This is a genomic window from Neobacillus sp. NPDC097160, from assembly GCF_044762155.1.
In the GTDB taxonomy this organism is placed as follows: Bacteria; Bacillota; Bacilli; order Bacillales; family Cytobacillaceae; genus Neobacillus.
The window spans coordinates 274,979-291,580 of record NZ_JBIWDU010000002.1; the positions used below are offsets into that span (position 1 = coordinate 274,979).

Annotated in this window: 13 protein-coding genes and 1 pseudogene; 5 read left to right on the forward strand and 9 right to left on the reverse strand. The window is 38.9% G+C overall.

Going from position 1 to position 16,602, the window contains the following annotated elements; translation table 11 throughout:
• Positions 1 to 7: 7 nt before the first annotated feature.
• The 8 genes from ACIQXV_RS03295 to ACIQXV_RS03330 all read right to left on the reverse strand — a co-directional run bounded on the left by ACIQXV_RS03295 (position 8) and on the right by ACIQXV_RS03330 (position 11,738).
• Positions 8 to 1,486 carry a sugar ABC transporter ATP-binding protein gene (locus tag ACIQXV_RS03295; RefSeq protein ID WP_402955970.1) on the reverse strand — a complete coding sequence of 493 codons (1,479 nt, stop codon included), beginning with the start codon at positions 1,484 to 1,486 and terminating at the stop codon, positions 8 to 10.
• 150 nt (positions 1,487 to 1,636) lie between these two features.
• The gene (locus ACIQXV_RS03300; RefSeq protein WP_402955971.1) at positions 1,637 to 2,722 is read right to left on the reverse strand and encodes an autoinducer 2 ABC transporter substrate-binding protein; all 1,086 of its coding nucleotides are present in this window, start codon (positions 2,720 to 2,722) and stop codon (positions 1,637 to 1,639) included.
• A 72-nt stretch (positions 2,723 to 2,794) separates the two neighbouring features.
• Positions 2,795 to 3,352 carry a 6-phospho-3-hexuloisomerase gene (gene hxlB, locus ACIQXV_RS03305; RefSeq protein ID WP_402955973.1) on the reverse strand — a complete coding sequence of 186 codons (558 nt, stop codon included), beginning with the start codon at positions 3,350 to 3,352 and terminating at the stop codon, positions 2,795 to 2,797.
• A 209-nt stretch (positions 3,353 to 3,561) separates the two neighbouring features.
• Positions 3,562 to 5,211 (reverse strand): response regulator transcription factor, encoded by a 1,650-nt coding sequence (locus ACIQXV_RS03310; protein ID WP_402955975.1) that lies wholly within the window; start codon positions 5,209 to 5,211, stop codon positions 3,562 to 3,564.
• Between the two features lie 31 nt (positions 5,212 to 5,242).
• Positions 5,243 to 7,042 carry a sensor histidine kinase gene (locus ACIQXV_RS03315; protein ID WP_402955977.1) on the reverse strand — a complete coding sequence of 600 codons (1,800 nt, stop codon included), beginning with the start codon at positions 7,040 to 7,042 and terminating at the stop codon, positions 5,243 to 5,245.
• Positions 7,032 to 8,087, reverse strand: coding sequence for an autoinducer 2 ABC transporter substrate-binding protein (locus ACIQXV_RS03320; RefSeq protein WP_402955979.1), 1,056 nt, complete (start codon positions 8,085 to 8,087; stop codon positions 7,032 to 7,034). Before ACIQXV_RS03320 ends, ACIQXV_RS03315 begins: the two co-directional genes overlap by 11 nt.
• A gap of 244 nt (positions 8,088 to 8,331) precedes the next feature.
• Positions 8,332 to 9,921 carry a response regulator gene (locus ACIQXV_RS03325; protein ID WP_402955981.1) on the reverse strand — a complete coding sequence of 530 codons (1,590 nt, stop codon included), beginning with the start codon at positions 9,919 to 9,921 and terminating at the stop codon, positions 8,332 to 8,334.
• Complete coding sequence (locus ACIQXV_RS03330) at positions 9,918 to 11,738, reverse strand: cache domain-containing sensor histidine kinase (protein ID WP_402955983.1); 1,821 nt, start codon at positions 11,736 to 11,738, stop codon at positions 9,918 to 9,920. The genes ACIQXV_RS03325 and ACIQXV_RS03330 overlap by 4 nt, the downstream gene beginning before the upstream one ends.
• A 246-nt stretch (positions 11,739 to 11,984) precedes the next feature.
• Between ACIQXV_RS03330 and ACIQXV_RS03335 the strand changes: the two genes are divergently transcribed.
• The 3 genes from ACIQXV_RS03335 to ACIQXV_RS03345 all read left to right on the forward strand — a co-directional run bounded on the left by ACIQXV_RS03335 (position 11,985) and on the right by ACIQXV_RS03345 (position 15,172).
• Complete coding sequence (locus tag ACIQXV_RS03335) at positions 11,985 to 12,953, forward strand: carbohydrate ABC transporter permease (RefSeq protein ID WP_402955985.1); 969 nt, start codon at positions 11,985 to 11,987, stop codon at positions 12,951 to 12,953.
• Complete coding sequence (locus ACIQXV_RS03340) at positions 12,953 to 13,780, forward strand: carbohydrate ABC transporter permease (RefSeq protein ID WP_402955987.1); 828 nt, start codon at positions 12,953 to 12,955, stop codon at positions 13,778 to 13,780. Before ACIQXV_RS03335 ends, ACIQXV_RS03340 begins: the two co-directional genes overlap by 1 nt.
• A 93-nt stretch (positions 13,781 to 13,873) precedes the next feature.
• A complete protein-coding gene (locus ACIQXV_RS03345) occupies positions 13,874 to 15,172 on the forward strand; it encodes an ABC transporter substrate-binding protein (protein WP_402955989.1) in 1,299 nt (432 codons plus the stop codon).
• 115 nt (positions 15,173 to 15,287) lie between these two features.
• On the opposite strand, the pseudogene ACIQXV_RS03350 reads toward ACIQXV_RS03345, so the two are convergent.
• Positions 15,288 to 15,682 (reverse strand): annotated as a pseudogene (locus tag ACIQXV_RS03350) (globin domain-containing protein).
• Positions 15,683 to 15,905: 223 nt separating this feature from the next.
• Here ACIQXV_RS03350 and ACIQXV_RS03355 point away from each other — a divergent pair.
• Positions 15,906 to 16,256, forward strand: coding sequence for a DMT family transporter (locus tag ACIQXV_RS03355; protein WP_402955991.1), 351 nt, complete (start codon positions 15,906 to 15,908; stop codon positions 16,254 to 16,256).
• 4 nt (positions 16,257 to 16,260) lie between these two features.
• On the forward strand, positions 16,261 to 16,575 hold the full coding sequence (locus ACIQXV_RS03360; RefSeq protein WP_402955993.1) for a DMT family transporter: 315 nt from the start codon (positions 16,261 to 16,263) through the stop codon (positions 16,573 to 16,575).
• Positions 16,576 to 16,602 lie beyond the last annotated feature (27 nt).

Here is a 16,602-nt window from a genome sequence, read left to right on the forward strand (position 1 = left end):
TTGTTCACTAAATATATTCAGATAGTACATCGGCATTTAAATCTTCACCGGCAATTTCACCTGTTATGGTGCCATTTTGCATCGCAATGACCCGGTCACAAGTCGTAAGAATTTCAGATATATCATCAGACGCGACGATAATTCCCATACCTTCATTGGCTAATTTACGTAACAATTTATGTATGTCATACTTAGCCCCGATATCAACGCCTACTGTGGGACCATTCAAGATCAATACTTTAGGGCCGACAGCAATCCAGCGCGCTAAGACCACTTTCTGCTGGTTTCCGCCTGATAAGGTGGATACAGGAAACTCATCATTTTTGGTTGCAACACCAAGATTTTTTACCCCTTTGCGTGACTCTTCATTAAATGCATGGCTATTGATTACACCTAGAGAATTTGACAGGTCCTCTAATTTGGTAACGGTTATATTTTGTTTGATGGATTGTGGTAAAAATAGTCCTTCAGTTAATCGATCTTCCGGCACTAACGCAATCCCGAGCTCTTGGGCTTTTGATGGATTCGGGATATCAACCTGTTTATTTTCGAGTAAAAGTTCCCCTCCATATGGCCGTTGTAATCCAAATAACGCCAATGTTAATTCCGTCCTTCCTGAACCAAGCTGTCCAGTAATTCCTAGAATTTCACCCTTTCGTAATTGGAAACTAGCATTCTCAAAACCTTGGGAAGAAAGATTCTTCGCTTCCAGTACGGTTTCTCCCATACTCGTGCTTTTACTTAAGCCCTCTCCATCAAAATGACGGCCGGTCATATGATAACTGAATTTCTCTTCATCCATCTCCGTAACGGGACAAGAGATCACATTTTCACCACTTCTTAAAATCGTCACACTGTCACAAATTTCAAAAACCTCATCTAATTTGTGGGAAACAAAGAGAATCGTTACTCCCTCTTTTTTGAGCCTGTCGATGATTTCAAACAATCGTTTGACTTCCTTCTTTGTTAATGCGGTGGTCGGTTCGTCCATAATAATAAGTTTTGAATCATCAAGTAATGCTCTGGATATGGCGATTAATTGTTTGTCAGCAACCGGAAGGGTTTCGACTAAGGCATCTAAATCAACATCAAAGTTAATTTTACTGACCGCTTCCTCGGCAATTCTCCTAAACTCTTTCCGATTCACAAATTTCTTCTTTTTAGCTAAAACCTGATTAAAAGCTAAGTTTTCGATAACTGAAAGATTCGGAAATACAGAGAAATCTTGATAAATAATTTGAATGCCTTGCTTTATTGCCTCAGCTGGGGTCATATTGGTAAATACGTTTCCATTTATCTTGATTTCACCTGCATCTGGCTGGTGTACACCCGAAATAACTTTAATAATGGTAGATTTACCGCAGCCATTTTCTCCAGCCAGGCAGTGTACTTCACCTTTCTTTATGTGTAAGTCAACACCTTTTAAAGCATGAACTCCTCCAAAGGATTTTTGAATACCTTTTAAAGAAATGATATTTTCTGCCATGTTACCCCTCCTTAATCGTAGAATGTAATATCAGCAACTTTTTCTATAAAGAAATACCGTAACCACCTTCTTAAAACAAATAACAAAGGGTACGGCACTTCTTTATAGCTCATTATTTAAATAGAATATTATGTTTCATCAAATCTTTTTTTAGAAATCGTATTGATCAATGTTTTCTTTCGTAATTTCGAGTGGTGCATTACCAATAAGGGTTTTATTCGCGCCTTTAACGATTTTTACACTTTCATACCCTTTAATGCCTAAATCTGCACCTTCATTAATTTCCTCACCTGCCAGAATCTTGGCAGCGACGGAAACCATTGCATATCCAGCGTCTGCCGGATCCCAAAGTAATAGTTTATTAATAGTGCCTGCCTTTACATAGGAAGAGAATTCATTTGGTGTTCCTACCCCTACAATATTAACTTTTCCGGATAAACCTAACTCCTCTACCGCATTCGCTATCCCGGGACTGTCAGTAGAAGCTACTCCTGTAAAGCCTTTCAAATCTGGGTTCGCTTTTAAGATTTGTTTTGCTTTTTCATACGCTACATCGACACTTTCCTCCGATTCTGCACTTGGAACTTCACCCTTACTTATCAGTTCCATATCCTTATATGCTTCTTCCTGACGTGCTTTTTGAGCATTAGCGTACTCCATGTGTGTGGTGCTTGTGGTATAACCTACCATTACGGCATATTTCCCTTTCTTACCCATCGCTTCTGCGAGGGAATCCATAATCTTTGCACCAAAATCTTCAGATGTGAAGGCTTCAACATCGAATAATGTATTCTTTTGGTTAGAAGCTTCATGTGTAACAACAACGATACCCTTTGATAAAGCATTTTCTAAAGATGCTTCAATTGCACCCGGATCAATTGGTACGACAGCAAGAGCATCTACACCTTGGGCAATAAGGTCGTCAATGACTTGTACTTGGGAAGCGGCATCCGCATTAGCAGGTCCTTTCTGAATAACCTTAATATTCATGTCCTTCCCATACTTATCTACTCCAACTTTCATTCGTTTAAACCATGCTGCCGTGTTATCTTTTGTGACAACACCAATGGTCCATTCTGATTTGTCTTTATCTGATTTGTAGTTTGCCGGATCTAATAGATCCCCATTCCCACTTGCTGTTGAACCTTTTCCTGTTCCGCCTGTTTCTTCATTGGAACACGCGACCATGGCGAACATCATGACCACCATTAGTATCATTGCAAAAAACTTTTTCATATTAACCCCTCCTGCTTTTATTTTTATATAATTTCAGTTGCGACTCATTTAATCGCAACTGCCATAAAGGCCTCACTCAAGATTGGCATGATTTTGAAACATTTGATCGGCATCTTTCGCTTTTACTGCCATAAGTTCCATAATGAGCCCGTCCAAACAAATCAATAACGATTGTTCAAACAGTGCACCCATTGGTTGAATCGATGTAATGTCGCTCGTTTTATCAGACTTTGGCGTTGGAGCAGGTATTTGCAGCGTGATTTCTGCCAAATTTCCTAAAGTAGAATCTACGAAACTAGTTAGCGTAATGACCTTTAATCCTAATTTCTTTGCTTTATTGGCATATGTGATTAAACTTCCGGTTTCTCCGGATCCAGTACCTAAAATGAATAAGTCCCCAGATCTTGCATTAGGAGTGATAACGCCTCCAATTATATGAACATCAAAGCCCATGTGCATCAGCCTCATAGAGAACGCTTTCATCATTAACCTGGATCGGCCTGCACCGGCTACAAAAATACGGGGAGCGTTCTGGATAAGCCCAACAACCTCAGCTGCTTTTTCTTCGTCTATTCTGTCAAATACCTCAGATAACTCTACTGTTATTGCCTTTAAATTGGATTTAAACATATCAGAAGCCTCCTTAGTGACATACCAACCTTCATTACCTGTTAGCGTTTACATCTGATGGGATAAAGCTTTATTGATTCCAATTATAGATGGAATATGTCCTTGTTCCTAGGAGGCGATATTCAGGTTGGGGGGATAATATTCGGAAGGTTCGGAAAAAGGCGACAAAAAAAGACCCCCATTTGTTGGGAATCTCATGAAATGATTATTTATACAGATAGGTTGTGGTACTTCTCGCGATATTGCGATGGTGACTGACTTGTCCATTGTTTAAAAAGGCGGCCGAAATATTTCGTATCCTGGTATCCAACACGTACTGACACATCATAAATTTTCAAGTCCGTTTTTTCCAGCAGTTCCATCGCCTTTTTTAATCGGGTTTTCGTGACATAATTCAATACCGTTTCGCCAGTCTGGGCCTTAAAGTACTCGCATAAATAAGTCGGGTTTAAATACACCTGATCCGCCACTTTTTTTATGGTAATACTTTCGCTAAGATTATGATGAATCCATTCCTTTGCCTTAGAGATGGGGTCGGAATGACTAGCGTCCTTTTCCTTCAACTTATTCACGAGGCTTGTCACCCAATCCTTGATCCCTTCTTTTAATTGCGTTAAATTAGCTGCCTTTTTTGTTAGTTGAATCGCCTTCATTAGCAAATTAATCTCTTCACCGAATCCATCGTTTTCCATCCAACATTTAATAATCCGAATACATAAATATTGGATCGATTCCTGAATTAATACAGGCGATTTCACCGTCTCCAATTCATGGAAAAAGCCGCTTATAGCCTTTAACACTTTCCGTTCATTTTTTTCACGAACAGCATGTACGGTCTGTTCTGTATATTTGTACACGGAGGATGGCATCATTACCGTTTTTTCGTTTGAAAGATGGTTCAAGGTGCTTAGATGAAAGATTTTATTCCCGCCTTCAATAATGCGAAATTGCATTAATGACACTAATTGATCTCTCATCGCAGGCAAAAGGGAAAGATCTTCAAATTCATTTCCATATGCGATGGACACGGTAAATGGAAAATCCCGTTGAATTGTCTTTTTTAACTGTAATAAGTATTCTTCCATTGTAAAGGTAAAAGAAGGGCCTTCTCCCGCTGGTTCATCATGCAACAGCAATAACCAAAAACTTACATTTCCTTTTTTCCAGATCCAATGTTTTACCTCTTGATGACCCAGTCCATCCACCAGCAGCTCATTCATCATCTTTTCAACGGCAACATGCCAATCCCTCAACACAGAGGGTGAAACCCCGTTAACTTTTGCCAACATTTGATCAATATCGATATGCACTAATTTGTAATGACCTTTTGGAAACTGGAACGTCCAGTCCATTAACGAGAAGTCTGTCTCAACATTCCATGTCAATTCACTTAAATGGTGAATTTGTTTGGCATACGTTAGCTGCAGTGCCCTTTCCTCGATGTCTTTCCGTCTTTCTACTTCTTTTTGTTTATTCCTGATTTTTTCCTTTACTTCATCTAATTGTAGTTGAAATTTCTCTCGATCAATTGGTTTTAAAATATAATCGATGGCCCCTTCGCGGATTGCTTCTTGTAAATACTTGAAGTCATCATAGCCGCTAATAAACATGGTAAAAAAATCATGTGACTCGCTGTTTAATTTTTTGATTAATGTTAAGCCATCCATAATCGGCATTTGAACATCGGTTATTAATAAATCAATCGATTCAACTTGATTCACAATCGCTTCATACGCTTCCTGTCCATCTGAAAATACACCGACTACTTCCCACTCTTCCCCATTTGAGAGAACCAGCCTTTCAATCCCCTTCCTAATTCTTGGCTCGTCATCTACAATAACAGTTTTAATTCCTCTCATTGTGCGCTCCCCCTTGCGAAATTAGCATATTTTACGGTTCAATGGTTTTAGGGATTCTAAGTACGACTTCCGTTCCCTTGCCTACTTCACTATTAAGCTGCAATCCATAGGTTTCTCCAAACATCATCGCAATTCTGGCATATACATTTATTATCCCGAATCCGGAATCCCTGCTTTTCATTGGATCGGATGACAAAAATTTCCTTAGCTTGACCAATGTATTCTCCTCAATACCGGGTCCATTATCTCTAATAATAAAAAGAATAGCTGCAGATCCGTCTGCCATCAGTTCTTCCACAACTTCTATCTCAATAACGATTTCTTTTCTTTTCTCTAAACCATATTTGATCGCATTTTCAATGATTGGCTGCAGTAAAAATTTTGGAGTATAGTACTTGCTGCTATCGACATCCTCACGAATTCGGAAGGATAACCGGTCTTCAAACCTGAACTTTTGGATAGTCAAGTAGTCTTGAATATGCTGAACTTCACTAGAAATAGGAACGAGGCTGTCTTTATTGCTAATTGAAAACCTCATCATTCTTCCTAAAATAGTAATCATTCGAACAACCTGATCCCGCTCCCCATCTTCAACCGCCATCCCAATTGTCTCTAATGTATTGTACATAAAGTGGGGGTTAATCTGGGATTGCAGCGCATATAACTCTGCGTTTTTTTGACGAATCTCAATCAGGTAGTTTTTTTGAATCAACTCTCGTATTTTTGTCAGCATCGTACGAAAACTAGTCGCAAGCATTCCCACTTCATCACCTGAATGGATCGGTACTTCTACGCTAAAATTTCCTGTCTCCACATCTTTCATGATGAGACTTAATTGCTTAATAGGTCTTGTCACGGTCCAGGCTAAAAAGATTGAAATGAGTGTGGTGATACAAATAACGACAAGAAAGAGGAACACAGTGACATTCCGGACACTGCCTGTTTGTTCTGTTAAATTTTTCAATGGAATACTATGGACGAGAATCCAGGGAAATTCCTTTGCTTCCCCTAAACTAATCAGGGTTTTCTCACCATTGCTATTCATACGGAAGCTGCCATTCAACAGTGGATAGTCATGGATCGCTTCCACCTTTTTGCCGATTTCCTGATCATTTGTGTGATATATGATATCCCCTTGCTGATCCATGATCCACATCGTGGAATTATCTTTCCTTTGCAAGTCTTTTAGAAATTTTTTAAAAAAAGTCACATTAACAGCTACATATAAGGTACCTAAATTCTTTCTATTATCAAAATCTGTTATTTGTTTAGCTAGTAAAAAATAGGATGGATGGTTTTTAAATGTTAAATTAAGTTGAGACGGCAGCAGTAACTCCATACCTCCTGCTTGCGGCGTATCCTTTTGGTATTCATCCCAGCCGTCTTTAAAGCTGAATCCCATATAAGAGCTTCGTGTGCTGGCAAATAACCGATCCTTTGATACTAAAAAGGCGCCCAAAATATCAGGATTATTGGAATTGAGATAAATGTTCGTCAAATAACTTTGGACCGTATACTGCCCTTGCCGAAGGGTCGATTTAGGTTGATCCTGATTATTCCTTAGCACTTCCATCACTTCCCCAGAGCTATAGAGGAGTTCAGATAAGCTTTCAAGTTTCCCAATCTCGTTTTCTATATTATTATTAGCTTGACTTAATAATTGTGGGATATATTCTCCGACCTGCATCTCGATGGATTTGGAATATTGGTTATACATGACAGCTCCTAATACAGCCATCGGAATGACCGTCAGTAAAACATAGGTAATAATCAGTTTGCTCGATAATCTTAAATTGTTAATTTTTATTTGTTTATTATGTTTAAAAATCATACTGATCAACATTTTCCTTTGTAAAATCAATGGGCTGGTCCATTATAACGACATCGTTGTCAAATTCAATTACCCCAATTTTTTGTATCCTTTGCCCGCTATGCGGCATTTCCCCGTTCAGTAAATCTTTAGCCAGCCTGACCGTTAAATACCCTAATTTTTGCGGACTCCATAGTGTGGCCGTTTGGGCAGATCCGTCCTTTAAGGCAGTTTTCATTAATTGGGGGGTTGATACCCCCACCACTTTTATTTTACCGATCTTACCGGTATCTTTTACAGCATAGGCAGCCCCTGGCGGATTGAGGGTCGATACACCAATGATCCCTTTTAAATCCGGGTACCTTTCTATTAAATCTTTTGCGGCCAAATAAGATTTGTTTTTATCTTCATTAGTGGGTACAATTTCAACCAGCTCCATATTCGGATAATATTCTGCATTATGGACTTTAATCCACTTAATCCAATCATTTAAGTTGGCTGCAGTGGGCGAACCCGTCGTAATCGCATAGCTTCCCTGCTCATTAACTTCCGATGCAAGCGTATCCAAAAGATGCCGGCCATATATTTCCGGATCAACCATATTAATATAGAAACTTCGGTACTCCGGATTCGTATCCGCATCCCACGTGATCACCTTTATTCCACTATCTCTTGCCTTTTGCAATACAGTCCCTAATTTTTCTGGATCATTAGCAGCAACCGCAATACAATCGACTCTTTGTTCAATCAATTCCTCTATGATTTGTTCCTGTTCTTCCCAGCTGGACGTCGAAGGCCCTTTAAATAGAACATTTACACCAAGATCTTCCCCAGCTTCCAATGCACCAATTTTCGCAGCATTAAAGTAAGGCGCTCCCTCAATTTTAGTAACAAGTGCAATCGTATACGGTCCACCAGGTCTTGGTTCCTTTTTTTCAACTGCCTTCTTTTGACTATGTACTTCCCCATTATAAACAATCTCATACTTTGAAGATTTATTCCCAATTACTCCGCAACCGCTCAAAATAAAAAGGATTAAAAGGAAAAGGAGATATTTATTTCGCATAGAATTACCCCCATCAACTAGTAGATGCTTAAGAAAAACAAGAGGTACAAATACGATTGAAATATATAACTAAATGTTAATACTATTATCTTTTTCTACAAAAAATAGTGAAATATGCCATAATTCGATTATACTATATCTATCAATAAATAATAATGAACAGTTTTTCCTATCAACTTATCTATTACTTGAACTCCACGGGAACGGTTCTCTAAAAATAAGCAGAATCCGAATTCGATTCTGCTCATTTCTGGATCATATTCATTTCCCGATACTCATTTGGTGTAACACCCACAACTTTCTTAAACACCTTCCGAAAGTATTTATCATCCTGATAACCAACCATGTTCGCTATTTCATAGATTTTCAACTGACTATTTTTCAACAAGGATTTTGCCCGTTCCATACGGATATTTACGATATAGTCAGAGATATTTACGTTAAACTCCTGTTTGAACTTTCTTGAGATGTACTCCCTGCTTATATAAAAATGATCCGATATTTCCTGCAATTTCACATCACGGTCGAAATTGGCCTGTAGGTATTTTTCGATATCAACAATTACATTACCATTTTTCTGGTTTGCTTTTTGTTTTACCTTTTTCAAAAAGTATGAAATCTCAAGCTTCATTCTTTGTTTAAATTCATCCAATTGAAAAGTGCCGTTTTTACCCAAAAATCCATCAATTCGTTTTTCAATATCGTCCGCTACTTTGACTGGAATGTCATACTTCTTATACCATTGATTGCTGATGACTAAATATTCATTTTCAAAATGAAGTAGCTGCTTTAGGGACAAATAATCATTTTCCGTATAATCCCCTGCAATTTGCTCCATCAATTCTTCAAATGCCCCGATTTCCCCGGCTTGTACAGCTAACTCGATTTTAGCTGAATAAGCCATCAGGCTCCTTAGTGTTTCCACGGATAGCACATCCTGCCGATACACTCGGTTTTCTGTTTTCTCCAATAAATTGCTATTTAACAGAACCTGTTTCGCATGCTGATAGGAATCGACTAATTTGGTACTTTTATCAACGGCTTTTCCAACTGCAATCGGGCACGAAATATGAATGACATTCTTAATCGTCTTATAGATTTGTGCTAACAGTTCCTCAACCCGTTCAAACTGGTTCCAGAAGATAATAACAATTTCACCCTTATTACCTAAATAACGAAATCCAATCCCACATTCATTTTCCAGCAAAAGTTCATTAATAATGTTCAAAATCGTAAAATAGGCTAAATCGCGATCACCTTGAAAGGCCTCGCTAGCCTTTCGATTGATTCGGACAAGAGCGACTGTATAATGTTGTGAGGGATGAAAGCCGAATTCCTCATACAAATCTTCCTCAATGCTATCGCTATTGATTAACTGGGTAAGCTTTCGATCCCGGTAAACAGGCTTCATCTCATTCATTAATTGCGCGCTGCTCGCCTTTCGCTCCCTATCTGCTTCTTCTTTCTTCCATTCATTAACCGCATTTTCCAATGTATGATTTAGAATCTCTGGATCAACAGGCTTTAATAGATAATCCATACTCCCGAAATGGATGGCTTTACGCATATAATGGTAATCATCATAGCCAGTTACAACAATCGTTTTGCTTGCGGGCTGATTTTCTTTAATCCACTCTAGCAAGAGTGTGCCATCCATTTTCGGCATTTTCATATCTGAAAAAATGATCTGTGGCCTGTATGTTTGAATCAGCTGGATCGCCTCTTCGCCATTTGCCGCCTCATAAATTTCTGTGATCCCGTTCTGCTCCCATTCTCCTAGCAGTTTAATCCCTTCGCGGACATGCTTTTCATCATCAACGATTAATACTTTCATGGATGCTCCACCTCTTTTTGCATAACCCTTGGAATCTGAATCGTAACTGTAAATCCGCCTTCTTCCATACTTTCAACGGACATAGCTGCCTGGGTGCCGTAATAAATCTGCAGACGATCAAAGATGTTTTTTAGGCCGATGGATTCTCTTTGTTTTCCTTCAATGATGTGGCCTCCAAATAATTCCTGACGGATCCTGTCCAAATGTCCCTCTGTTACGCCGACTCCATTATCCTTGACACTAATGCTAACCATATCATCATCGTTTAAGTATGCTTCGATATGAATCACTGCTTTTTCGACCTGTTGATCAAAACCATGCTTAAAACAATTTTCCACAATCGGCTGTAAAATCATTTTGGGGACAAGGATCTCTTCAACCTCTTTTTCTACTGTGATATGAAAGTCGAGCTGCTCGTCAAAGCGCTGTTTTTGTAATGAAAGGTAGGCTTTAACATGCTTAATCTCTTTTTCAAAGGGAACTATATCTTCCTTCATGTTCATGCTGTATCGCATGATATTAGATAAGGACGTCAACAACGAATACACAGGGACGGCATTCATTTTAAGCGCTTGGGTGCCAATCGACTGAAAGGCATTATATAAAAAATGCGGATTGATTTGCGATTGCAGAACCCTCAGCTGGGATGATTTATTTTCAAGTTCTAATTTATATTCTCGTAAAATTAATTCGTTGATTTGATCAATCATTCGTTTAAAATGGCGGCCAAGCATGCCGATTTCATCGTTCCCCAACGAGTCAAAATCTGCCTCAAGCTCACCCTTCTCTACCTTTTTCATATTACTAATCAATACTTTAATTGGAGCGGTAATCTTGAATGAGATGGCCATAGTGGCAAATAAAACAACCACAAGCGTAATCAATCCTATTACAATATTGATTATCGCCGTTTGTCTGGCGCCTTGATAAAGAACATCATAAGGAATACGTTTTACAATATACCAATCCTTATATGGCGCGGAAAAACTTTCATAGACAATGACACCTGAAAATTGTTTATCCTTCCATTCTATGCTTTTTTCCCCATGCGGTCTCTGCTTCACATCTTTGTACCACTTTTCATTGTTCCTTTTTCCAATGTCTTTCTCTTTAGAAGAGTAAATAATTGTACTATTTTCATCCATTATGTATAGGTCTTCTACATCTTTTGTATATAATCGACCGGCAATTGCACTAATTTTTGAAAGATTGATATCAATGGACAAAAAACCTAAAAAACGGTCTGATGGTAAGTCAATTAGAGAGTTATGGAAGCTTAACACATCCTTCTTCTGGGAATTTGGAATAACTGATTGCTGATTATAGCTATAAATTTCATGCGGTGGCTGAATCACCGAAAAATCATTAGAATGATGTAACCGAGCGTAATAAGGATGTGAAAATATATTTTCATACTTCCCGCGGCCGCTGATTCTTGAATGATAATTGGTATAAGAATCCTTTCCTTTATCAATATAAATATGCATTTGTTCAATTTCAGGGCGGGAATTAAATAAATAGGCTAGTGCTCTGCGTACCTCTTCCTGATTCGTAATGAAGTCCTGTGAGATCCCATCTCTCATCACGCTCATAAACGGTGTATAGCGATAAAGCACCGTTGACATTTGCGCGACATCGTCTAAATAAACGGTAAGCTCCTCTTCCCCTTTTTTTATCAGCTCATGATTTGTTGAAACAAAGCGCTTATTGAGTGATTGGGTCGTCTGATAATAGGTAATGGCGATGGAGGTTCCAAACGGGAGAACCGTTGCTGCCATTAAAAAAATAATTAATTTTTTTCGGATGCTCCATCCCATGTCCTATTGGTTAGTTTTCCTACTTGAATTAGGACCTAACCTTCCTCCCTTGCTAAACATTTTTCAGTGACCTTCCTTGTAAAAAGGGGATTTCCCTTATAGTATCATAATTTAGCAAGGCCTTTCATATAAGGGGGGAATATTTTGAATCTTAAAGACTGTTCAATATTTTCCACCCTTTTGGTCAATGTAAGCCGTTTCATAAACTTCTAAAATCACTAAAATAAAGGTATAGGAGGTGCGGTCGTGAATAACCAAAGTAAAGTAGAAACCGTAGAAAATGCGGCCTTAAATCATCGGACAAACTCGAAAATCCAAGAACCAGTTTCCTTAAATAAACGGAAGAAGCTGAAAGATGCAGGGTTATTCGCCCTATTCGTTGGACCAGTCTTCCTTGCGTTTACGTTGATCGTCTTAGTCCCTTTCTTTACAGGTATTTATTATTCCTTTACAGACTGGAACGGCATCACAGGGGACATCAAATGGGTTGGACTGGATAACTTTAAATATTTATTTACCGAGGACAAACAATTTCAGCAGTCCTTCCTTCTTACAACAAAATATACAGTAGTTGCCATTATTTTAACGAATCTCATTGGATTTGGATTAGCATTGCTAGTCACCCAGATGTTGAAAACGAGAAACATCTTGCGAACCGTTTTCTTCATGCCAAATATGGTGGGTGGCCTTTTACTAGGTTTTATCTGGCAGTTCATTTTTGTAAAAGGCTTTGCTTCTCTCGGACAGTTAACCGGGATCCCATTTTTTGAATTAGCATGGCTTGGGGATGCCAATACAGCATTCTGGGGAATTGTCATTGTCAGTGTTTGGCAAGGTGCAGGCTACATTATGATTATCTATATTGCTGCATTGCAAAATGTCCCGCAGGAATTAATTGAAGCAGCGAAAATAGATGGAGCGAATAGATGGCAGATCCTCCGCCACATCACGATGCCACTTGTAGCACCGGCCGTAACGATCTGTTTATTTTTAACAACAGCTTCATCATTTAAGATTTTTGACGCAAACCTGTCGTTAACAAACGGAGGTCCATTTAAATCAACAGAGATGTTAGCGCTTAACATTTATACAGAAGCTTTTGTCAACAACCGCTATGGTATTGGTGAAGCAAAGGCATTAATTTTCTTCATCGTTGTTGCAGCGATCACCGTCCTTCAAGTAACGATTTCGAAGAAGCGGGAGGTTGAATCATAATGGGAAACAAGTATACAGGAAAGACATTTATTGGTGAAATCTTTGCCATCCTGCTTGGACTTGTCTTTTTAGTTCCATTCTATTATTTGATTGCAAACTCCTTGAAACCGTTCGCTGAAATACTAACGAACACATCTGCCTTACCAAAGGTATTAATGTTAGACAACTATGTGAACGCTTTTGAAAAATTGGACTATCTAAAGGTTTTTACCAATTCATTGATTATCACAGTTGTGAGTAATGTTGTCTTGGTTATCTTTTGCTCCATGGCAGCGTACATGCTCGTTCGAACAAAAAAGAAAATCAGCAATATCATTTTCATGACTTTCGTTGCGGCCATGATTATTCCCTTTCAATCGATAATGATTCCGCTGATCAAAACAGCAGGCAATTTGGGAATGTTAAATAGCGTTTGGGGTCTTGTCATCATGTACCTTGGTTTTGGATCCGGAATGACTATCTTCTTATATCACGGATTTGTTAAAGGAATCCCGGTAGAACTTGAAGAAGCAGCCATCATTGATGGATGTTCAAGGTTTGGCGTGTTCTGGAGAATTGTGTTTCCACTATTAAAACCAATCACGGTAACCATTGTCATCCTAAACAGCCTATGGATTTGGAATGATTACTTATTACCATCTCTGGTCCTACAAGATCCTGGATTAAGAACCATTCCATTAGCAACATTCTTCTTCTTTGGCCAGTATACAAAGCAATGGGATTTAGCACTGGCAGCACTTGTTCTTGGTATCATACCTTTGTTAATTTTCTTCTTCTCAATGCAAAAACACATTATCAAAGGGATTACCAGTGGTTCAATAAAGTGATTTTTTTCTATAGGAACAACCTCTGCTGTTTGTATTTTACAGACAGCAGGGACTTATATAAAAATTAGATTTACAAACCAGGAGGGAAAACAAATGGCTTTCAAAAAATATTCAATCGCAGCAGGGATTTTATCAGCTTCACTTCTTTTAGGGGCTTGTGGCAATAGCAACAGTGCATCCGGGGATAAGAAAGACGGCGGCAGCAAAGATGGAAAGGTAGTTGTTGATATCTTTAACGGAAAGGTTGAAATTGCCGATCAATTGAAAGCGTTAACAGACAAATATACTAAAGAGCATCCAGATGTTACGTTTAACATTGAATCAGTCGGTGGCGGTGCAGATGGCTCTGCAGCTCTAAAAGCCAAATTTGCTTCCAACAAAGCACCGGATATCTTTGGTAACGGCGGCTATCAAGAAGCTGTTACTTGGAAAGATAAATTTGAAGATTTATCTGATCAGCCTTGGGTGAAAGATGCTTATGAAAATGCATTAAAACCAATGACAATGGATGGCAAAATCTACGGACAGCCTGTTAACATGGAAGGCTACGGATTCGCTTATAATAAAAAATTATTTGAAAAAGCCGGCATTAAAGACCTGCCTAAAACATATTCAGAGCTAGAAGCAGCAGCGAAAAAACTGAAGGATGCTGGAATCACTCCTTTCTCAGTTGGCTATGCTGAGTGGTGGGTCTTAGCAAACCATGGTCTAAACGTTCCATTCGCTTACCAACAAGCTGATGCTGAAAACTTCATCCCAGGCTTAAACGAAGGTAAATCTAAAATTGAAGGCAACAAATACTTCCAAGATTACTTTAAGTTGGTTGATTTAACCGTTAAATACGGTAACAAAAATCCATTAACAACAGACTACAACACAGAAGTTACCCAATTTGCTAACGGCGAAACAGCTATGATTCAGCAAGGTAACTGGATCCAGCCAATGCTTGATAAATTAAATCCTGGCATGGAAGTTGGCTTTATTCCATTAGCACTTACTGATGATGCTGCACAAGCAGATAAATTAATGGTTGACGTTCCAACGAACTGGGTTGTTTATAATAAAGCTCCTGATGCAGACAAAAAAGCAGCAAAAGATTTCTTAAACTGGATGGTTTCATCTGATGCAGGAAAAGAAGCTCTTGTAAAAGAATTCAAGTATCTTCCTGCCTTCAAAACAATTGAAGCAAAAGCAGAAGACATTGGGCCGCTAGGTGCTGATCTTCAGAAATATTCACAAGAAGGCAGAACTTACTCTTGGCAGTTCATGAAATATCCTGATGGTGCAGGCCAAGAATTCGGTGCAACACTACAAGCATATGTAGGCGGTCAAAAATCTGCTGACGAAGCAATGAAAGCACTTGATGCAACATGGGCTAAGTTAAAAAAATAATTAGGCTTACAAGTCGGACTCCTCTCACAGCGAGAGGAGTTTTTTATTTTTATATAAAAATATCCCCGCCTTACTGCCTTTTTATAAGGAAGTGACCGAGGATTTTAATTCTTTATTATTCTTCGCTGTCTGGAGTGTTCACCATGATTCCAGCGACTTGTGTTAAGCGATCGTAAAAATCTAATCCTGCCGGGTTTTGATCAAGGCCAATCTCCTGAAAGGCTTCTCTCATACAGCGAAGCCAGCACTCTGCTCTTCTAGGAGTTACTTCAAATGGCAGGTGTCGATCCCTCATCGCTGGCGGACCAAATTCCTGGCTATAAGTGCCGGTCCTCCTAAAAATTGCGGCAGAAACATCCTTTGCTTTCGTTTAATTTCTTCCATATCCCCTTCAAATAATGGTGCCAATTCGGGATCGTCATAGACACGCGGATAAAACGCATTGACTAGCTGATCAATCGTATCTTGCCCGCCAATTTCGTTATAAAGTGATTTAAAAGTATATTCCAATTTTTTCTCACCATCCACTTTTATTTTTCCCCTGTTTGTAATAATTATAATGATAAATCAAAACGCATTTCGTGATATAAATCACACTAATCCCACATTCTCAAAACTTTCCATTCGTTTCAAATCACTTTTTTCGAAAGGTATGGTATTCTGATATAATATGACGGTTTCGTGATGGGAATAGTATTGAGACCAAAACAGGCATCTTTAAGAGGTGATTAAAATGAATAAAGCCTGGATTTATGTGGTTTTAACTTGTTTGTTTGAATTAATTTGGGTGTACGGTTTTAATACAGCGGAGACATGGTGGGAATGGGGAATAGTAATTGGGATTATCTTAATTGATTTTCATTACCTTCCTAAAGCATGTGTGAGCCTTCCTACAGGGACGGTTTATGCCGTTTTTTCTGGGGTAGGCACAATCGGAACAGTATTAATGGATGTCTTCCTTTTTGGCGGGAGTTTCAATACGGCCATGTTTCTGTTTGTTGTTCTTATCGTAATCGGCGTCATCGGTCTAAACCTTGCTGACAACAAAGCAGTGGAAAAAGAAACCATGAAAGGAGCTGCCTAAAAGTATGGGCTGGTTGTTTGTTCTTTTGGCAGCTGCAGGTGAGGTTGCCGGTGCCGCCGGGCTAAAATTATATAGTCAGCGGAAGACATTTAAAAACGGAGTGCTTTATATAGGCGGATTCAGTGCTTCATTTGCCTTTTTATATACTTCATTTCAATTCGTGCAGCTAAGTGTTGCCTATATCGTTTGGGTTGGCATTGGAACGGCGGGTGCTGTACTCATAAACATCTTTCTATTTGGAGAATCGAAAAACGTCGGACGGATTTTAAGTGTTGTGTTGATTATCATTGGGGTCATAGGATTAAAGGCATTTTCCTAATGTGCCAGGAAGGTTGTGGGTAAAATA